17 protein-coding genes are annotated in these 21,395 nt (G+C 39.3%); 3 read left to right on the top strand and 14 right to left on the bottom strand.

Annotated elements, in window-relative coordinates:
* Positions 1-213 precede the first annotated feature (213 nt).
* Complete coding sequence (gene suhB, locus H5160_RS05570) at positions 214-1,017, top strand: inositol-1-monophosphatase (RefSeq protein ID WP_002957826.1); 804 nt, start codon at positions 214-216, stop codon at positions 1,015-1,017.
* Between the two features lie 53 nt (positions 1,018-1,070).
* Here suhB and H5160_RS05565 read toward each other — a convergent pair whose 3' ends face one another.
* From H5160_RS05565 to queA, 7 genes are all read right to left on the bottom strand, one after another.
* A complete protein-coding gene (locus H5160_RS05565; RefSeq protein WP_182695500.1) occupies positions 1,071-1,880 on the bottom strand; it encodes an ABC transporter substrate-binding protein in 810 nt (269 codons plus the stop codon).
* 19 nt (positions 1,881-1,899) lie between these two features.
* Positions 1,900-3,687 (bottom strand): GGDEF domain-containing protein, encoded by a 1,788-nt coding sequence (locus H5160_RS05560; RefSeq protein ID WP_182715871.1) that lies wholly within the window; start codon positions 3,685-3,687, stop codon positions 1,900-1,902.
* Positions 3,688-3,816: 129 nt separating this feature from the next.
* A complete protein-coding gene (secF, locus tag H5160_RS05555) occupies positions 3,817-4,764 on the bottom strand; it encodes a protein translocase subunit SecF (protein WP_182682574.1) in 948 nt (315 codons plus the stop codon).
* Positions 4,765-4,773: 9 nt separating this feature from the next.
* Entirely contained in the window at positions 4,774-6,633 is a 1,860-nt protein-coding gene (gene secD / locus H5160_RS05550) for a protein translocase subunit SecD (RefSeq protein WP_007586473.1), read from the bottom strand.
* A 19-nt stretch (positions 6,634-6,652) separates the two neighbouring features.
* Entirely contained in the window at positions 6,653-6,988 is a 336-nt protein-coding gene (gene yajC / locus H5160_RS05545) for a preprotein translocase subunit YajC (RefSeq protein ID WP_002957830.1), read from the bottom strand.
* A 25-nt stretch (positions 6,989-7,013) separates the two neighbouring features.
* On the bottom strand, positions 7,014-8,141 hold the full coding sequence (gene tgt / locus H5160_RS05540; RefSeq protein WP_002957831.1) for a tRNA guanosine(34) transglycosylase Tgt: 1,128 nt from the start codon (positions 8,139-8,141) through the stop codon (positions 7,014-7,016).
* A gap of 183 nt (positions 8,142-8,324) precedes the next feature.
* Positions 8,325-9,356, bottom strand: coding sequence for a tRNA preQ1(34) S-adenosylmethionine ribosyltransferase-isomerase QueA (queA, locus tag H5160_RS05535; RefSeq protein ID WP_182737026.1), 1,032 nt, complete (start codon positions 9,354-9,356; stop codon positions 8,325-8,327).
* A gap of 186 nt (positions 9,357-9,542) precedes the next feature.
* On the opposite strand from queA, the gene H5160_RS05530 reads away from it, so the two are divergent.
* Both H5160_RS05530 and H5160_RS05525 read left to right on the top strand, forming a co-directional pair.
* On the top strand, positions 9,543-12,074 hold the full coding sequence (locus tag H5160_RS05530; RefSeq protein ID WP_039489071.1) for a GGDEF domain-containing protein: 2,532 nt from the start codon (positions 9,543-9,545) through the stop codon (positions 12,072-12,074).
* A gap of 191 nt (positions 12,075-12,265) precedes the next feature.
* Positions 12,266-12,478: a hypothetical protein gene (locus H5160_RS05525; RefSeq protein ID WP_002957835.1), complete on the top strand. Its 213-nt coding sequence runs from the start codon at positions 12,266-12,268 to the stop codon at positions 12,476-12,478.
* Positions 12,479-12,496: 18 nt separating this feature from the next.
* Here H5160_RS05525 and H5160_RS05520 read toward each other — a convergent pair whose 3' ends face one another.
* From H5160_RS05520 to H5160_RS05490, 7 genes are all read right to left on the bottom strand, one after another.
* On the bottom strand, positions 12,497-13,423 hold the full coding sequence (locus H5160_RS05520) for a hydrogen peroxide-inducible genes activator (protein ID WP_002957836.1): 927 nt from the start codon (positions 13,421-13,423) through the stop codon (positions 12,497-12,499).
* 82 nt (positions 13,424-13,505) lie between these two features.
* The gene (locus tag H5160_RS05515; protein ID WP_024597536.1) at positions 13,506-14,774 is read right to left on the bottom strand and encodes an inorganic phosphate transporter; all 1,269 of its coding nucleotides are present in this window, start codon (positions 14,772-14,774) and stop codon (positions 13,506-13,508) included.
* Between the two features lie 39 nt (positions 14,775-14,813).
* Positions 14,814-15,491 (bottom strand): TIGR00153 family protein, encoded by a 678-nt coding sequence (locus H5160_RS05510; RefSeq protein WP_002957838.1) that lies wholly within the window; start codon positions 15,489-15,491, stop codon positions 14,814-14,816.
* A gap of 150 nt (positions 15,492-15,641) precedes the next feature.
* Positions 15,642-16,343: a phosphate signaling complex protein PhoU gene (gene phoU, locus H5160_RS05505; RefSeq protein ID WP_007586465.1), complete on the bottom strand. Its 702-nt coding sequence runs from the start codon at positions 16,341-16,343 to the stop codon at positions 15,642-15,644.
* 46 nt (positions 16,344-16,389) lie between these two features.
* Positions 16,390-17,217 carry a phosphate ABC transporter ATP-binding protein PstB gene (gene pstB / locus H5160_RS05500; RefSeq protein ID WP_002957840.1) on the bottom strand — a complete coding sequence of 276 codons (828 nt, stop codon included), beginning with the start codon at positions 17,215-17,217 and terminating at the stop codon, positions 16,390-16,392.
* Between the two features lie 27 nt (positions 17,218-17,244).
* Positions 17,245-18,894 carry a phosphate ABC transporter permease PstA gene (gene pstA / locus H5160_RS05495; RefSeq protein WP_002957841.1) on the bottom strand — a complete coding sequence of 550 codons (1,650 nt, stop codon included), beginning with the start codon at positions 18,892-18,894 and terminating at the stop codon, positions 17,245-17,247.
* A 15-nt stretch (positions 18,895-18,909) separates the two neighbouring features.
* A complete protein-coding gene (locus H5160_RS05490) occupies positions 18,910-21,144 on the bottom strand; it encodes an ABC transporter permease subunit (RefSeq protein WP_182720009.1) in 2,235 nt (744 codons plus the stop codon).
* Positions 21,145-21,395 lie beyond the last annotated feature (251 nt).

The raw sequence follows: 21,395 nt of genomic DNA, 5'->3' as shown, positions 1-21,395 counted from the left end.
CGATAAAACCTCAAGTTAACTTTAGGTAAAGTGTTATTTAAAATTAATTTATTTAAATGCAGATAATTATTTTTTAAAAATATATAAACTTTTCAATCTTGTATAAAAAACAAACACAAGTATTTGGGGTTTATTGTTTACTTTATGGCAAAAGTCGCTAAAATACGCCGGCTGAAATATATAAACGTTCTTTTACAACCCAAAGGTAATACCATGCATCCAATGTTAAACATTGCGGTTCGCGCTGCGCGCAACGCAGGCAAAATTTTACTTCGCGCAAGTGAAGATTTATCAAAAGTTGAAGTGCAACAAAAAGGCGCTAACGACTTAGTAACTAACATTGATAAAGAAGCCGAAGCCGTAATTCGTGACACTATTTTACAGTCTTACCCTACTCACTCAATTGTTGGTGAAGAACTAGGTGAGCATAAAGGCAAGGATGATGATTACCAATGGATTGTAGATCCTATCGATGGAACAACTAACTTCATCAAAGGTATCCCTCATTACGCGGTTTCTATCGCACTTAAAGTTAAAGGTCGTTTAGACCAAGCTGTTATTTATGATCCAATTCGTGGTGAGCTTTTCACTGCATCTCGCGGTCAAGGCACTCAGTTAAACAGTAAACGTCTACGCGTTAGCAAAACTACGGTTCTTGCAGGCACTGTACTTGCTACTGGTTTCCCTTTCAAAAACAAAAACCACATGGATGCATACACTGAAGCGTTTAAAGCATTGTTTGTACACACTGCTGATATTCGCCGTGCAGGTTGTTCTGCTTTAGATATGGCATACGTTGCAGCTGGCCGTGTTGATGGATTTTTTGAAATTGGTTTAAAACCTTGGAACTCTGCTGCGGGCGAACTAATGGTTAAAGAAGCGGGCGGTATGGTTGTAGATTTCGCCGGTGGTAATAACTATAACCACAGCGGCAATATTATCTGTGGTTCACCAAAACTGACTCAAGCAATTATCCGCGAAATTCGTCCAGTATTAACTGAGTCGTTACTTCGCTAATTAAATGCTATTAATAGCATACTAAAAAGGAGCCTAGGCTCCTTTTTTTGTGCCTAAAAATAAGGGTTATCGAGCTTAATCTCTATTGTTTTACCTTTTGTATAAGGTAGTGTATTTAAATCCTTTGCGAAGTATTCATTAAATAATGCATCAAACTCGCCGTTTGTCTGCATTAATATTAAGCCCTCCTCTACTGCCTTTGCCAATTCGGGTTTACTCTTAGTCACAAAATAATAAATACCCGTTGGGTAGCTTATATATAAATCAGGCACAACGACTAAGTTACTTTGTTTGTTTTCAATAAGCTCAGAATTAACCTCAATAAACGAGCGAGGAAAGTAATCTATTCGCCCACGGCTCGTTAAAGTGAACATGGCTTGGTAATTGGTAAGCGGCCTTACACGTAAGCCGTTATAGGACATTATTCTTGTATCTGGCCAGTTGTGACCCTGCACTGCTGAAAACTCTCCTAGCTGCTCTAGGGTTTTTACGTCTTTAAAGCGTGCTACGTTTTGTTTATTAGTGAGTAAAGCCCGCTTTCCTATATAACCTTTAAATAGTGGTATTTTAATAGCTAAAGCAAGTGCCTCTCGCTCTGGACTACTCATACTCCAATACATATCTAGTTCGTTATCATTTAGGTTTATGAGCTTACGTTTTTGCTGATCTGATATGGGAGTCATCCTAATAACCCCAGGATAGTTAACACTCTCAAGTGCACGTACCAGTAGCTCACTTAAGTACTCTTCTCGTGCGTTTTGAGTATCTTGCTTTTGGGCTACATTAATTATTTGCTCTTGCGCCATAAGTGCAAAACTTGCAAGCAGACCAAGTACACTGGTCGAGATTTTTATTGGCAACATAATAATTACCTATTTTTATTTAAATTACCTGCTTATTGCTTGCTAGGCGCACCACTGCGGGCGCAGGCCCTTTACGTTTGCAAATAAACAAATAACTATGGCGATAACGTTTGGCTTCTTTTTTAGCATCAGTTGCGAGTGCTGCAACTTGGTGACTGTTTTTACATTGTTGTAAATCAGGCTCAACTAAGCCAATCGATAACGTTAGTAGCGGCACAAATTGCTTTTCTCCTTCACGATTTGTGGCCCAATACCCTTCGCTCTTTATGTGCTCAGGTGTAAAAAATATACGAGACTGGAGTTGAAATTGCTCAATAATGGTATTACATATATCAACCGCGTTGTGCTGATCAAACACCACCATAAAGTCATCGCCACCTATATGTCCTACAAAGTTAGCACTATTTTTACACGCTTGCACTGTTACATCAGCTAATAGTTTAATTACACTGTCGCCGCTAGCGTAGCCGTATAAGTCATTAAATTGCTTAAAATGATTTAAGTCTATATACGCGAGTGAAAACGGATTACTACCTTTTAATCGCTGCTCTATAGCTTCATTAATTGCCACATTACCAGGGAGCATAGTCAGTGGATTAGCGTGTTGTGCATGGCGTATTTTTTCTTCGGTTATGTGTTTTAAAATATCGCGAAGCGGCGCTAAACCTAAATAAGCGTTTTCTCTGGTTATCACTATATGGCGGCGTATATCAAAGTCTTGCTCAGTTATTTGTTTACTTACGGTATCGAGTAATTGGTTTTCGTCAACGACTAAGGGCTGCTTATCCATCAGTGCAGTAACGGGGCGTTTATCGTAAAGAGCATGCCCATAGGGCGCTGCAAAAACTTCTGTTAATTGATCTCTGTGAAGTAACCCTACTGGCTGGTTTTCAGTATTTAACACTGCAATGCTTATGAGTGATTTATCTTGCTCAAAGAGCTTATGCGCATCTTTACAGCGAGTGTCGCTGCTTATTGCAGGTTGCGTAACCGATAAGCGACCTATGGCCATAGATTGATCAAACAATGTGTTTGATTGCGTAAATGAAAGAGCTTTTAGTTGCTCTGAGCTGAAATCTTCACTTGGCTTTATGCTTGGCTTTTCGAGTAAAAACCCTTGTACATTACTAATGCCTAAGTTTTCTACAAATGTAAGCTCTTCTGGACGTTCGATGCCTTCGGCAATAACCTGAGTATTAGTAGCTCTGGCCAAAATAGTAATAGATTTCAAAAACTCTTTTTTAACTTCGCTTTCATCACAATGATCAATAAAATAGCGGTCAATTTTTACAAAATCAGGGCATAGTTCAGACCATTGCTTTAACCCTGAATACCCAGCGCCTAAATCATCTATTGCTATAGTAAAACCGAGCTCTCGATAATGGGCTATCGTTTTTAATAACAAGAAGCCATCATCTACTTTTTCTTGCTCAGTAACCTCTATAACTACACGGTTAGCAGCTAAGCCAAATTGCTCTATTAGGTGCAATGTTTCCCCTTTAGGGTGGCAAGGGTCTAGTAGTGTTTTAGGGCTTACATTTAAAAATAATTTACCTTGTAGGTTAAGCCTTACAAAGTTTTCAATCGCTTTAGAGCGACATAGTAATTCAAGCTCCGAAATTAAACATTCCTCATGGGCAACTTTAAATAACGTATTAGGCATTTCTAACGGGCTATTTTTAGGTCCTCGACTAAGTGCTTCGTAACCTAAAATAACTTGATTACTAATATCAAAAATAGGCTGAAACAGCGTTGTTATTTCACCGCTTTTTAAAATGTACTCTAATACTTTGCGCTGAATCGTCACGTATTTGCCTTACAACTATTTTGATTGGAGCAATAAAGTACCAAGTGTGTATGACATTTTTATTGCGCAAAAAAATGCGCTCATAAAAAAACCGCTCATAAGAGCGGTTTTTATTAAGTACAAACCTAGTTACGGCATAGCGTCTTGGTCTGCGCCTTCTTTTTCTATTACTTCTGGTATTAAATCTTCTTTGCTTACGCCCATTGCTATAGCAACAGAGCTTGCAACATAAATCGAAGAATAAGTACCAATAAACACACCAAACAGTAATGCAGTTGCAAAACCATGAATGGTTTGTCCGCCCCATGTAAACAAGGCAATCAATACTAAAATAGTCGTGATTGATGTTACAAGTGTACGGTTAAGTGTTTGCGTAAGTGAAATATCAATAATTTCTATCGTATCGTCAATGCGTACCTTACGGAAGTTTTCACGTATACGGTCTGATACAACAATCGTATCATTGAGTGAATAACCAATTACCGCAAGAATTGCCGCTAATATAGTTAAATCAAACTCTAAACCTAATACCGAAAATAAACCCACAGTAATGATAACATCGTGTAGTAGTGCACCTACCGCACCTACTGCAAAGCGCCATTCAAAACGAAACGCAACGTAGATTAAGATACAAATAAGCGCAGTTAACATGGCAAGGCCACCCTGCTCTTTTAAGTCTTCACCTACACTTGGGCCTACAAATTCAATACGGCGCATTACTACGCTGTCGTCTGCTTTTTTAAGTGCATCGATTACTTGGTTACCAATTACTTCAGCTTTTACATCGCTACCGCGTGGTGCTAAGCGAACTAAAATTTCTTGGCTTGAACCAAATAGCTGCACTGATGCATCAGCAAAACCATTATCAGCTAGTGCATCACGTACTTTTTTAAGGTCAGCCGGTTGTGAAAAACCCACTTCTACCGCAGTACCGCCGGTAAAATCTAAACCAAAGTTTAGGCCTTTGATAAAAATTGATGCAAACGACGCTAAAATTAGTAGCGTCGAGAAACCCATAGCCACTTTTCGAAGAGACATGAAACGAAGGGTTCTACTACCCAAACTTAAAATTTGCATGTCTGCTCCTTAAATCGAAAGTTTATCAATGCGTTTACCACCAACAAATAAGTTGATTACCGCACGGGTACCAACGATGGCTGTAAACATTGAAGTTAAAATACCAATCGCAAGTGTCACTGCAAAGCCCGCAATCGGACCAGTGCCCACTGCAAACAGTATAATGGCAGCAATTAGTGTCGTGATGTTGGCATCAAATATAGTGCTAAATGCGCTATCGTAACCAAAATGAATCGCTTGTTGAGGGCTACGGCCATCGGCCAGCTCTTCACGAATACGTTCAAAAATAAGTACGTTAGCATCAACCGCCATACCTACCGTTAATACAATACCGGCAATACCTGGTAGCGTAAGTGTAGCGCCCGGAATTAAAGACATAACACCTACAATTAGTACTAAGTTAGCCGCAAGCGCAAGGTTTGCAACCATACCAAAGCCTTTGTAGTACACAAGCATAAACACAAGTACAAACGCAAAACCAAGTGCAACCGCAGTCATACCCGCTTCAATATTTTCTTGACCTAAACTTGGACCTACAGTGCGCTCTTCAACAATTTGAATTGGTGCTACAAGCGCACCTGCACGAAGTAGCAAACTTAAGTTATGTGCTTCAGCTGGGTTATCGATACCTGTAATACGGAACGAGCGATCAAGACGTGCTTGAATTGTTGCTACGTTAATAACTTCTTCAACCTTAATAGGCGGAAGCGCTTTACCATCTGCATCTTTTTTACCTGATGGCTTGTACTCAATAAATACCGTTGCCATACGCTTACCAATAGCACGTTTGGTAAAGGCATTCATTTTTGCCCCACCTTTGCTATCTAGCGTAATACTCACTTGCGGGCGTTGGTATTCATCAGCGCCAGATTGCGCGCCAGTTATATGGCTGCCTTCTAGAATAATACGCTTTTTAAGTACAACAGGGTAACCGTCGCGGCTCATGATCATTTCAGTACCCGCAGGGATACGACCTTGAGCAGCAGCGCTAATATCAGCGTTTTCGTCTACTTCACGAAATTCAAGTGTTGCTGTTGCGCCTAAAATTTCTTTAGCGCGTGCTGTGTCTTGAATACCAGGTAGTTGAACAATAATACGCTCAGCGCCTTGGCGTTGTACGTTAGGTTCTGCAACACCAATTTGGTTGATACGGTTACGAATAATCGTTTCATTTTGCTTGATAGCGTAGTCACGAATTTCTTTGAGTTTTTGCTCACTCATTGTCGCAAAAAATGCTTTATCGTTACTGCTGTCATCAATGTAGACATTTAGCGGGTAGCGAGTTTCTAAGAAACTCTCTGCAGCATTTTTGTCTTCTTCGGTACGCATTTCTACACGCATACGATCGGAGCCTGCTACGCGGCGAACACTACGATAACGTAGTTTTTCTTCGCGCAGGTCACTGCGAAAATCTTGTTCCATTTGCTCAAGCTGGTTATCAACCGCTGTTGCCATGTCGATTTCCATGGTGAAATGTACGCCACCACTTAAATCAAGACCTAGCTTCATAGGGTTACCACCAACCGCTTTTAACCAAGCTGGTTGAGCAGGTGCCATATTAATAGCAGAAATGTAATCATCGCTCAGCGAATCACGCAGTAAATCATGCGCTTTAAGCTGTTCTTCAACATTTTTTAAACGAACTAAAATTTGCCCATCTTCAAGTATTGTCGATTTAGCGGTTACATTATTTTTTTCAAGGATTGCGTTTACTTTGTCTACAACACTGAGATCGACATCAGCGCCTTTAGCACCTGAAACTTGTATGGCCGGATCACGACCATACAAGTTTGGAGAGGCATATAAAAGGCCAATGGCTACCACAGCTAAAACAAGTAAATACTTCCAAACTGGAAACTTGTTTAACACGGGGTCGTCCTTATTATTTTTATAGCGACTTCATTGTGCCTTTTGGCAATACTGCAGATACTGCAGATTTTTGTACTGTAACTTCTGCTTGCTCGTTTAAAGAGATAACGATGAAATCTTTCTCTTCAGAAATTTTCACAATTTTACCCACTAAACCGCCTTGGGTAAGTACTTCATCACCTTTAGCCATCATACTCATTAAGCTTTTGTGCTCTTTAACGCGCTTAGCTTGTGGGCGGTAGATTAAAAAGTAAAAAACCAAACCGAAAATAGCTAACATTATTAGCATTTCCCAACCACCGCCTGCCGCAGGTTGACCAGCTGCTGCGTGTGCATTTGAAATAAATAAACTCATGATACTTCCTCTTTAATTTTAAAGTTTAATTTTTTATATCTGCTAACTCTGGCACATCTTGGCCTCGGCGAGCATAAAAATCTTGTACAAATTCTTCTAATTTACCTTCGCTAATTGCATTACGTAAACCTTCCATAACACGTTGATAGTAACGTAAGTTATGAATTGTGTTTAGTCGCGCACCTAAAATTTCGTTACATTTATCAAGGTGATGCAAATAAGCTCGTGAATAGTTTTTACACGTATGGCAATCACACTCAGGGTCAAGTGGCCCTGTATCTGTTTTATGCACTGCGTTACGTATTTTTACTACACCCGTGGTAATAAATAAATGCCCGTTACGCGCATTACGTGTTGGCATAACACAGTCAAACATATCAATACCACGGCGAACCGACTCAACTAAGTCTTCTGGCTTGCCTACACCCATAAGGTAACGAGGCTTGTCTTCTGGCATTTTAAACGCACAATGATCAAGGATATTCATCATTTCGTTTTTAGGCTCACCTACTGATAGGCCACCTAATGCATAACCGTCAAAACCAATTTCTTCAAGGCCAGCTTGTGATTGTGCACGTAATTCTGGGTACATACCACCTTGGATAATACCAAATAAAGCAGATGGATTATCGCCATGCCCTTCTTTTGAACGCTTAGCCCAACGAAGAGATAACTCCATAGAATCTTTAGCTTCTTTTTCAGTTGCTGGGTATGGCGTACACTCGTCAAAAATCATAACGATGTCTGAGCCTAAGTCGCGCTGTACTTCCATCGACTTTTCAGGCGACATCATAATTTCATCACCATTTACTGGAGATTGAAATAAAACGCCTTCTTCAGTAATTTTACGCATTGCGCCTAAGCTAAATACTTGAAAACCGCCTGAGTCAGTTAAAATTGGGAAGTCCCAATTCATAAAGTCGTGTAAATCACCATGTTGTTTAATGATCTCAGTACCTGGGCGAAGCATTAAATGAAAGGTATTACCTAAACATATTTGCGCACCAGTGGCTTTAACTTCATCTGGCGTCATACCTTTTACAGTACCGTAAGTACCAACAGGCATAAAAGCAGGTGTTTCTATTACACCACGGTCAAAAATTAAGCGGCCGCGGCGCGCTTTTCCGTCAGTACAATCTAATTCAAATTTCATATCATCCTCAATGTCGGAAAAACAGTCCAACAAGCTATAATTTAACCGCCTGATTCTACCCTTTTTGCCTCACTAATACTATTAGCTGCGATAAATTCAGTCTTGCCAATTGCCGCAAACAAAAACCCCAGCAACTAAGCTGGGGGTTTTAATATATTCGACTGAGTATTAAACAATATTTTGTTACTTACGTGTTAAAAACATCGCGTCGCCATAACTAAAAAAGCGGTACTGTTGTTCAATTGCGGTATTGTAAGCGCCCATAATATTGTCTTGGCCGCTAAATGCGCTGACTAACATTATAAGCGTTGATTCTGGTAAGTGAAAATTTGTGACCATGGCATCAACAACATTAAATTGATAACCCGGAAAAATAAATATATCGGTATCACCAAAATACGTATTTAACTTGCCGCCGTGAACTTTAGCAGCCGACTCTAATGAGCGAACTGAAGTTGTGCCTACCGCAATTACACGCCCACCATTTGCTTTAGTTTGCGCAACAGCTGCAACTACGTCATCAGGTACTTCTATGTACTCTGAGTGCATTACATGCTCATCAACACTATCAACTCGTACCGGCTGAAAAGTACCAGCACCAACGTGTAGCGTAACAAAAGCCATGTTTACGCCTTTATCTTTGAGTGCTGTCATTAATTTATCGTCAAAATGTAGACCTGCAGTTGGTGCTGCAACTGCACCTGGTTTTTCTCCATAAACAGTTTGATAACGCTCACGGTCAGCATCGGTATCAGGCCGGTCAATATAAGGAGGCAGTGGCATATGGCCAATATCATTAAGTATATCTAGCACGTTTTGGCTATGATCGAACTCAAGCTCAAATAAAGTATCGTGGCGTGCAACCATTATTGCCTTGGCTTTGCCTTCTAAAATAACTTCGTTACCGACCTTAAGCGACTTACTTGCCCGTACATGCGCAAGTACGCGATGCTCATCTAATACCCGCTCTACAAGTACTTCAACTTTTCCGCCTGAAGCTTTTTGACCAAACATACGTGCTGGAATAACGCGTGTATTGTTAAAGACCAATAAATCGCCTTCGTTTACTAAATCAAGTATATCGCTAAACACTTTATGTTCTAAAGTTCCGCTTGGGCCATCTAAAGTGAGTAGACGGCTGCTGGTTCTGTCCGCTTTAGGAAAACGAGCTATTAATTCATCAGGTAAGTCAAAGCTAAAGTCAGCCACGCGCATAATTAGTAATCCACATCATTTAAAATCGCGCCAAGTGTATATGTATCGGATATTAAGCTCAAGAAATCAGCCAAACTTATAATGTCTGTTTGCGTGTTTGCCATTAAATTCTCTTGTTCTTATGGTTAAATGTCACTATTCTTATTCGGCTAAATTATTATAAGTTATATTAGGGGTGTTCAACTCGTGCCAAACCAGCTTAAATTGCTAATATTAAACGCAAGTAGTGCTGAACGTCGCGCGATTAAGGGCACTTTAGAGAGCTTAAATGTATTTACCTTTATTGATGCCCAAGACAGCCAACAAGCTTTAAAGCTTTTAAAACAACACCCTGTTGATATTATAATAACGGGCATTAATGTTGGTAAAATTGATGGCTGGCGCTTTTCTAGGATGATCCGCTCAGGATTATTAAAAACACCAAAAAACACACCAATCTTACTTATTCCGCCAATTTACTGTGAGCGGATTGCCGAAACAACAGCCCGAAGCTATGGGATAGATGCTGTACTACCGTTTGAGCACAAAGATATGCTCCCTCAAGTACTTGCGAATGTTTTATCTACTCACTTAGAAAAAAGTAGCCGGCTAAACTTATTATTATTAGAGCCACTTCAAAATACGGCAGACAAAATAAGTGAACAGTTAAAGTTAAACTTTGCTATCACTCACGTAACTTCAGCTAAAGCGGCACTTAACGCTTATAACCAACAGCAGTTTTCAATTGTGCTACTCGATGCCACTACATCAAGTGCAGAGAGCTCGAGTGTACTCGTTGAAGAAATCCTCCAGCACAATTCTAAACAAGCTATTGTTACAATTATAGAAAGTGACGATGCCGATTACGCTGAGCAGCTTTTACTTTCGGGTGTTACCGACTTTATTAGAGCCCCTTACGATCCTTCATTTTTAAACAAAGTGTGTGACCACGCCGCACGACGTGAAGATTTTATGGTGAGTTATGCTGAATTTGCTTACAAAGTAGAACAATTAAGCGTGAGCGAAGTGCGTTACAAAGAGTTATTTTCAGCTCATCAGCGTATTTTATTGCACTTAAATACAGTTGTTTTAGAGCTCGATCAGCAAGGTAATATTCGTTTTATTAACCCCGCATGGGAAACATTAAGCGGTTTTGGTGTTAAATCATCACTACAAAACCCATTAAGCGCTTATTGTAATAACGAAGATAAAGGAAGGCTTGACTACACTATTAACGATATTTTACATGGTGGCGAGCAACAGCAACAAATAGAAGTAAAGTTAACCCACAAAAATGGCAATTTAATTTGGGTTGAATGCAGATTGCAGCTAATAAAAAATAGTCGTAACAACGCGACTATAACCGCAACTATCGACAATATACACGAACGAAAGCAAGCTGAGATTCAACTACGTCATTTAGCACACCATGACCCATTAACTGGTTTACATAATCGTTATTATTTTGATCAACAGCTTAATAAAATATGCCAAGATAAATACACCTATGATGGCATAGAGCATGCTGTTATTTATATTGACCTCGATCACTTTAAAATAATAAACGACAGTAAAGGCCATCATCAGGGCGATATAGTTTTAAAAGAAGTGGCGCAATTATTTAAAGCAAATATTGGCGACGATCACCTGGTATGCAGAATTGGTGGGGATGAATTTGCAGTCATACTTACCAATATGAATTTACTGGATGCACACCTTATTGCAGAAGGTGTGTGTAGTGCGATAGAAAAACATGCTTTTAAATCAGAAGATCAGATATACACTATTAGCTGCTCTATTGGTTTAACTCAAATCACGACACAAAATAACGACCCTAATGAGTGTTTAAAACAAGCCGATATTGCTTTGTATATTGCCAAAAACCTAGGGCGTAACTTAGTACATTGCTATTCAAAAGAAGATGCTCAAAACAATACACTACAAACAGGGCTTGAATGGGGCCATGAAATTCGCCAAGCACTACAGCAAGATAATATTGAACTACATTACCAACCTATTTGGGATTTTAAGGAGTGTAAAGTTGCTTATTTTGAAGCGCTTTTACGCTTAAAACTCAAAGGTGAACTCGTATACCCAAACCAGTTTATTCCTTCTTTAGAAATGCTTAACGACACATTTTTGATGGATCAATGCGTTATACGTAATGCTATTGCTTGTGTATCTAAGCACCCAGAGTTAAACCAAGTTGCTATTAATTTGTCAGCACAATCGTTCTTAGATGAACGCTTATTGCCATTAATTGAATCAAACCTTGAAAAGTATAACGTGCCTGCTTCGCGGATAATTTTTGAAATAACTGAATCTGCGAGTATTAATAACCTAAAGGCCACTCGTAAAATGATTGAGAAGCTTAATAGCTTAGGCTGTCATTTTTCTATCGATGATTTTGGAACTGGATTTAGTACATTTAATTATTTAAAACAGCTACCAGCACAGCATGTAAAAATTGATGGCTCATTTGTAAGTGATATGCTCAATGACCCTATAGATTTAGCGTTAGTAAAAGCAATAAATGATATTAGTCGGTCTCTCGATAAGCGCTCTGTAGCTGAGTACGTTGAAAACGAAGAGATATTTTTTGCACTAAAAGAAATTGGTGTTGATTATGGGCAAGGCTACTTTATTGCACGCCCAATACCTGTTGAAAAAGTAAAAGATGAACTCGAAAAAATTTCTAAAAATAAAACGTTTTACCAACAACAAGCTAGCCCAAAATAAACAAAATTAAACAATTTTAATCATTTTATTACTACCAATATTACCTTTCTTGCCTATACTTTCAGCATCAAATAAAAAATGTCGTGCCTTTTTATGTATTTCACTTTAAAAACATGACATTACCTTTTGGCGGCGTAGTACCGATATTTATAGTGGGTTTCAAAGCTATTTAAGCTTTTAAGGAAGAAGGTATGACACAACTAGTTATGTTATTACTGATTATACATTTTGCAATCGCGTATCAGTGTTACCGCTACGCGAATATTAAAGGCTACCCAGTTAAGGTATTTACTGTATTAGGCTGCGTGCCTTACTTTAACTTGGTGGTATGGATTTATTTATTATTTTTACCTGAACTTGAGCCTTTTGAAAGCCATCTTCAAAATCAAAAGCAGCCTTTGTAGGCTGCTTTAGTTCACTTATTATTCTGCTTTAGAAAAATCTAAACTACATTGACGCTTTAAAAACACCTCAAGCTGTTGACTAAATAGCCTAAAGTCTCGAATTCGGCCCGTAGTTTTACGCCACAAGATACCAATATCTCTATATGCATCACTTTGTGATGGTGTAGCCACCATATTTTTATTATCTAAAATACCCGCATTAATCGCCATCTGTGGTAAAAAAGTCACCCCGAGCTGATGCTCAACCATGCTTAATAGAGTATGTAAGCTTGCAGCTTCAAATGGGTTAATACAACTGGCACGGTTTAAGTGACATGCACTAAGCGCATGGCCCGTCATGCAGTGCTCGCGCTCTAATAAGAATACGCTAGCCTCTGGTAATAGATTAAAGTCGACTACGCCCTTTGCAGCGCTGTAATCCTTATGGTGCACTAAACTAAACTGATCTTTTGCCAATACTTGTGTATGAAATTTATCTGTTTCGTACGGCAGTGCAAGTAGCGCTAAATCAATATGCCCATGTTCAAGTTTATCCAGTAGCTTGTCACTCGTATCTTCAATTAATACCAGCTCTAAATCACAAAAGGTTTCTTTACAAAAATGATAAAGCGGAGCCGCTATAAAGCTTGCAATTGTAGGTATAACACCCACAGTCAGCTTACCACTTAGTGGTGTTAAAAAGCTTTTTGTAAGCTCTTTTAAACTAATTGTATCGTTAATTATTTTACGAGAACGCTCAACAACTTCTTCACCAATACTGGTAAACATCAGGCTGCGATTTTCACGCTCAATTAGCTGACAGCCTAGTGTTTCTTCAAGATTTTGAATAGCGCTACTTAAAGTAGATTGTCCTATAAAGCAGGCACTAGCGGCTCTGCCAAAGTGCTGATGTTGATGAACAGCTAATAAATACTGTAGTTGTTTAATACTTGGAAGGTTAGTCATTTTTTCTTTCCACAAATAAAAAGACCCCAACACCTAGGGCATTGAGATCTTTTCAAGCTAAAAGTCTTTGAGTACTTTTTTATTAAACCCCAAATGCGGTTCTTAGTACGTAGAAAATAACAATAGCAAGGGCAGCGCCAACTGGCAATGTAATTACCCAAGAAACTACAATGTTTCTGATAACACCCATGTTAAGCGCGCCAATTCCACGTGCCATACCTACACCTAATACCGCACCCACTAGGGTTTGAGTAGTAGAGATTGGCATACCAGTACCTGAGGCAATAACAACGGTAGAAGCAGCAGCTAGTTCAGCAGCAAAACCACGGCTAGGTGTTAAATGTGTAATACCTTCACCGATTGTTTTGATTACTTTTTTGCCTAAAATAGCAAGACCAGCAACAATACCAAAACCACCTAGAGGTAGAATCCACCAAGCAATAGCTGCTTTTTTAGCAATTTCACCATTGTTTTCAACAATGTTTACAACAGCTGCTAGTGGACCAATTGCATTAGCAACGTCATTAGAACCATGTGCAAATGCCATACAACATGCTGTTAGTACCATAAGAACAGCAAATACTTTTTCAACATTGTTGAACTGCATTTGTTTATCTGCTTTTGGATCAATATTTAAGCGAGATATGGCAATTTTACCAATCACAGCAACAACTATTGCAACACCTACTGACAGTGCATAGCCTTCAGCTGAGCCTAGGTCTATACCAACGTGCTTTAAGCCCTTTTTAATTGTAACCAATGCCATTATAAAACCTGCTAAGCCCATATAAAGAGGGACATAACGTTTAGCATTTTTTAGTGGTGCATCTGTATTAAAGATAAGCTTTTGTGCACTCATGAATATTAAGTATGCAATAAAGCCTGATATGGCAGGTGTTATAATCCAACTACCTACAATACCACCTACTTTATCCCATTGAATCGCCTCAGTACCTACTGCAACTAACGCAAAACCAATGATTGCACCAATGATTGAGTGAGTTGTAGATACAGGCCAACCTAAGAACGAGGCCATTAATAACCAAGCACCGGCTGCAAATAAAGACGAAATCATACCCAGAACCATTAATTCCGGAATATCTGCAAATGGTGCTGCGTCAATAATTCCTTTACGAATTGTTGATGTAACCTCACCACCTGCTAAATAGGCGCCTGCAAATTCAAAAATCATCGCTATAAAAATAGCTTGTTTGATTGTTAGCGCTTTTGAACCTACAGATGTACCCATGGCGTTCGCGACGTCGTTCGCGCCAATACCATAAGCCATAAAAAAGCCGACTGCTGCGGCAATTAAAATTAATACCGTGCCGTAAGATGCAATGATATCCATTGTAAAACCTTAATCTTTCGTGTTTGAACTGATTTTAAATTAACGAGCTAACATCAGCTCAAGACGTGATCCTACGCGCTCTGCAATATCTGCAAGCTCGCCAACCCATTCAATGATTTTATATAAAAACATCACATCAATTGGATTTAACTCACCCTCTACATCACGTAGCTGGCGGCGTACTTTTATCTGCATTTCGTCCGTGTCTTGTTCTATGGCATCCAATTCAACTAACATTTTTTCTACTAAGGTGACTTCTCGACCTTTAAAACCCGTTTCTAGCAATTCTTCTAATTCGTTAATTGCTTTAGATGCTTGTTTAGTCGCATCTACACAACGGGTTAAGTAAGCTAAAAAGTCTGCTTGCATAACTTTTGGGATGGTCATTTCACGACCAATCACTCGTCCTGCAATATCTTTTGCTTTGTTGGCAATTTTATCTTGTTGAGTTACTAATTCGAGAAGATCTGTACGCTCTACCGGCATGAATAAACCACGTGGCAATTGTAAGCGTATATCTCTTTTCATATCATCAGCTTCACGTTCTAAATTGCGAATAGTGATGCGAAGCTCTTCAGCTTGTACCCACTCTTCTTTAAATACGTGATTAAAAAAAGGTATCAAGGCTTTACTTGCTTGATGAACCTTCTTGATGTGTTCTTCCATTGGTTTGATAGGAGATTTTGCAAATACTCCTAAAAACGCGTTTGTAGGCATAACTGACCCTTTAATCAAATTGATATGCTTTGCAGCATGAATTTTACAGTATTAACCAAGATTGTGAACGCTTTTTATTACTTCACTAAGGCTTGCAATGCACAAAGCGGCACTAAGCCGCTTTAATAAAAAAGAAAAATAGGTAAAAAATTATAGCGATTTTTCTATATCTTCTTGAGATGTATGACGAATATCTTTGCCATTTACAAAATAAATAATGTATTCCGCAATATTTTGACAACGATCCCCTATGCGCTCTAATGAACGAACAGACCAAACTAAGTCCATAATTTTAGGGATTGAGCGTGGATCTTCCATCATATAAGTCATTATTTGACGTGTGATAGCTTCATATTCACGGTCAACTTTTGCATCTTCTTTATGTACTTGAAATGCGCGCTGCACATCCATACGTGCAAATGCGTCTAGTACATCATGTAACATCTTTAAAACTTGGCGGCCCATATTCTCAATATTTACTAGCAAGTCTTGTTGATCTTTAGTAAATGAGTCTAGTGCAACTTTAGCAATTCGCTCAGCTTCATCGCCAATACGTTCTAAATCTGCAATAGTTTTTGCAATTGCAATCACTAAACGTAAGTCACTTGCTGCAGGCTGACGACGAGCAATGATACGCGTACATTCTTCATCAATGCTGACTTCCATTGCATTTACTTTGTAATCGTTCTGACGTACCTTTTGAGCAAGCTCAGCATCGTTACGACTCACCGCATCAAGCGCGCTATTTAATTGCTGCTCAACTAAGCCACCCATACTCAATACATGGTTACGTACATTTTCTAGTTCTTGGTTAAAGCGCCCAGAAATATGCTTATTAATATTATGTTCCATAGTTACCTTCTCTCTTAATCTTGTACAACACGCTATAACGGGCTAATTAACCGTAACGACCGGTAATGTAATCTTCAGTCTTTTTCTTCGTTGGTGTAGTAAATAAGGTATTTGTGTCTGAGTATTCAATCAATTCGCCCATATACATAAAGGCTGTTTGATCAGATACACGCGCTGCTTGTTGCATGTTGTGTGTAACAATAACAACGGTAAATTTGTTTTTTAAATCGTTTATTAGCTCTTCGATTACCAAAGTAGAAATAGGGTCGAGTGCTGATGTTGGTTCATCAAGTAAAAGTACCTCAGGCTCAATTGCAATTGAGCGAGCTATAACTAAACGTTGTTGCTGACCACCCGATAAGCCAAACGCGCTATCGTGCAATCTATCTTTTACTTCATCCCACAAAGCAGCACCACGAAGTGATTGCTCTACTACTTCATCTAATTTACGTTTCTCTTTAATGCCTTGTAAGCGCAGGCCATAAACTACATTTTCATAAATTGATTTAGGAAATGGATTAGGGCGCTGAAACACCATGCCTACATTACGACGAAGTGCTGCTACATCTACGCTCTTATCGTAAATATTTTGACCATGGAGTAATATTTCACCTTCAATACGGCAAATATCAACCAAATCATTCATGCGATTAATACAACGCAGTAATGTTGATTTACCACACCCAGACGGCCCGATAAACGCAGTTACTTGGCCTTTAGGAATGTTCATATTAACTTTATTAAGCGCCTGCTTATCACCGTAGTAAAGATCGAGGTCTTTAATCTCTAGCGCTTTTTGATCATCCGTTAAATTTTCTAGGTCTAACTTTTGACCAATATTAGCTTGGTTTACTTGTGGAGCGACTGTAATCATTTTTGTTACCTATAAAATCTTTACTAATTAGTGTTCAAGCGATCTGAATTTTTCACGTAAATGGTTACGTATACCAATGGCCGTTATGTTTAGGGTAATAATCACCGACACCAATAAAAAGGCAGTGGCGTATACCAGCGGACGTGCCGCTTCAACATTAGGGCTTTGGAAGCCAACATCGTATATATGAAAGCCTAAGTGCATGAACTTTCTATCTAAGTGAAAATACGGGAAGTTACCATCAAGTGGTAATGTAGGGGCCATTTTTACAACGCCTACTAACATTAATGGTGCAACTTCACCTGCAGCACGCGCAACTGCCAGTATTAAACCAGTCATAATTGCAGGGCTTGCCATTGGAATAATTATGCGCCATAACGTTTCAACCTTTGTTGCGCCAAGCGCTAGTGAACCGTCACGTACGGTACTTGGAATACGAGATAAGCCTTCCTCAGTCGATACAATAACAACTGGCAAAGTTAATATAGCAAGCGTTAACGCCGACCACATTACACCTGGCGTACCAAATACTGGCGTTGGTGCCGCTTCAGGGTAAAATAATTGGTCTAAGCTACCACCTAACATGTATACAAAAAAGCCGAGGCCAAACACACCGTACACAATTGAAGGCACACCGGCCAAGTTAATCACCGCAATACGAATCATCTTAGTGACTGCATTTTTAGCGGCATACTCGTGTAAGTAAATTGCAGCAACAACACCAAACGGCGTCACTATTACAGCCATCAGCATAACCATAAACACAGTACCAAATATAGCAGGGAAAACACCGCCCTCTGTATTTGCTTCACGTGGGTCATCAGATACAAACTTACCTAGCTGCACAAAGTAGTGCCCTAGCTTTGCAAAAAAGCCCATATCATTTGGAAACCAAACATCAAGTACTTGATACATTGGAATCGTAACTACTTCACCGCGCATATCTTTTACAGTTACGTGGTCACGTTTAGCTTGTTTACGTAGTGCAAATAAATCTTTTTCAAGTACACCATACTGCGCACGTAATTCAGCACGCTCTTGAGCAAGCTCAGCAACACGTTCATCAGTGAGTGCGTTATCTAGTAAGTAGCCCTTTTCTTTTAAACGAAGACGCTCAAGCTCATAGTTAATATGCCCAATGTCACCATTTTGTAAATCAAGTGCTTCGTCGTTTAAATCCACGGCACGCTCTACAAGTTCATGTAGAGCTTCAATTTTATCGCCTTCGACTGGTTTACCATCTTTAATTACACTTTCAACATAACCATAAAAATTACCGTTTTTACTACGCTCAAATACAGCAAGCGTTGCAGGCGTTGTTTTATTTTTAATGTCGGTTTCTAATATCCAACGAAAGTCTAAATCTACATACTCACGATTACCTGTTTTAATAAGTAAGCGCTCTATTTCTTCTTTTTCAAATCCGCTAACGTCAATACCTGTCGCGGCTAAACGCGTTTTTGGTACTAATTCACGGTCATAAACTTCGCCAATAACGGTTTGTTTTGAAATTGACCCTTCAAGTTCAAACTGCACAACTTCTGAAGGCCAGAAAAAACTTAATCCTTTCCAGGCTATCATTGCTAATAAGCCTAGAACTGAAATTAAACTGATGCTCACTGCACCACCGGTCATCCAAATCCAAGGAGAACCAGACTTAAACCACTGCTTTACCATGTCATGTCTCTCCGCTTACATTGAGCTATATTTTTCACGCAGTTGCTGGCGAACAAACTCAGCGACTGTGTTAAAAATGAATGTGAATATGAATAGTACAAAGGCCGCTAAGAACAATATTCTGTAATGCGAACTACCTACTTCTGACTCAGGCATTTCAACTGCAATATTTGCTGCAAGCGTACGCATACCTTGGAAGATGCTCCAATCCATAATAGGTGTATTACCCGTTGCCATAAGTACAATCATGGTTTCGCCAACGGCGCGGCCAAGTCCCATCATTACCGCAGAGAAAATACCAGGGCTTGCTGTAAGTAATACAACACGTATTAGTGTTTGCCACTGTGTTGCACCTAATGCTAATGAGCCATTTGATAAATGCTTTGGAACACTAAATACGGCGTCTTCTGCAATTGAGAATATAGTTGGAATAACTGCAAACCCCATCGCAATGCCTACAACCAGCGAGTTACGTTGATCGAATGTCATACCTAGCTCATTTGTTAAGTACTGACGTACATTGCCGTCAAACATCCAAAGCTCAACAAATTCACTCATCGCAAACGAAAACCAGCCAATAAGTAAAACGACCGGAATAAGGATAATTGAATGAGATCCTTCAGGAATTCGATGACGAATTTTGGTTGGTAATTTAGTCCAAGCTAAACCTGTCGCTAACATACCTAAAGGTAATAATATGAGTAACCCAACAATTGCAGGTAAGTGCTCTTCTATCAATGGAGCTAACCAAAGACCGGCTAAAAAACCTAAAATAACGGTGGGTAATGCTTCCATTATTTCAACAGTAGGCTTAACTACCTTACGTAATTTGCTCGACATAAAGTATGCCGTGTAAATTGCCGCCGAAAGCGCAATAGGCACTGCAAATAACATCGCGTAAAGGGCTGCTTTTAATGTACCAAACGAAATTGGCACTAATGAAAACTTAGATTCAAAGTCATCACTGGCTGATGTTGACTGCCATATATAACCTGGCTCTGGGTAACCTTCGTACCATACTTCTTGCCAAAGCGCTGACCAAGTAACTTCTGGATGCTCGTTATGTATTTCTAATACTGTTAGTTTGTTATCCGCTAAAATTAATGCAGCATTTGAACGCGGTGAAATTGCAAAGTTTTGTATTGCGCCTTCACTTACTTTACCTTGCCATAATTTTGCTTCGCTTGTTGTGTAGTACACCCCAAGCTCACCGTTACTGCTGGTCGTAAAAAAAGTACGACGGTAGAACTCTGTAAATACATTTAATTTACTTTGCTTAGTCGTTTCAAATGAACGTATTTTTTCATATTCGCGGCCAGTGTCAGTGTTAACTTCAAACCACTGCGAAACTTCGCCGTTATCATTGGCAAGCATTAATGAGTTTGCACCTGCTAGTAATTGTGCAGATACAATATTGGCATTTTCTTCGTTAGCTGAAAGTAGCTGAATTTGCTCTACATCACTTGGGTCACGTGTATCGTATACGTAAACTTGATTAGCAGAACGTACAAAAGTACGGGTTGTATCTGGCGACATTAATAGCTCATCTACACGCCCTTCAACATCTAGCTCTGTGCGCTCAACAACCCACTCAACTTCGCCAGTAAACATATTCTCTTCAGCAACAAAACTGCTAAACAGCACCCGTTTGTCTTCTGTGAGTGCGACAACAGCTGTTCTGTCTTCATAGTGGCTAAATGCAAAGCGTTTAATAGCTGAGCCTTGTTCATCTACTTCCAAAGCCATTTCCCCAAGAGGAAAGTCTAAACGAGGCGTTAATTTACGCTCATTATTAGGAAAGGTGACCAAAAATTTAGGTGCTACGACCATTACAGTGCCATCTTTTAAACCAAACGCATAATGCCCTTGAAAAGGCGCGCTAGTTGCAAAGCTTGTTGCATCACTTGGTAGCTCGGCGTTTAATGTTTTAAGCTTTTTACCAAAGCTGCCATCTTGCACACTGTAAAAATCAACCTGCCCTTGCTGACTGAGTAAATAAGCAACTTCAGTTTGCTCTTCTACACCTAGGCCTGCTATTTGCTGCGAATTAGCGACCTGAAAGCTATCGCGTTTTTCTACTTTTGCAGATTCAAAAATTGGCTGTACTACATAAAGAAGGTAAAAGAATATTAATAGCAGTGCTACCAATACCATTATCCCACCTGCGGTTATACCAAATTTGGCAAACCGATCTTTAAATAGACGGCTTCGATCCGTATTAAAAGTCGGTTTATTCGGATTTGAAGTCATCAAAACACCCTTAAATCTTAACGTTGTATAAATTATATTTCATCAAGATGACAGTAATGTTACAGCAGTAATAATAAGCACGTTAAAACGGTTTTAAATAAAACTAGCGAAGAAAATCGCTAAATAAGTCTCATATAGATGATTTTTAAGTGAACTAAATTATAAAATAATTGGACAAAGCATTTATCGAGGTCAATACTAAAAGAGTACTTACTAAATAAGAATGACTATTAATACCACGTATAGTCAAC

Source organism: Pseudoalteromonas sp. SG43-4, assembly GCF_014164325.1.
Classification (GTDB): domain Bacteria; phylum Pseudomonadota; class Gammaproteobacteria; order Enterobacterales; family Alteromonadaceae; genus Pseudoalteromonas; species Pseudoalteromonas distincta.
This window is presented reverse-complemented; position numbering and strand designations above follow the sequence as displayed.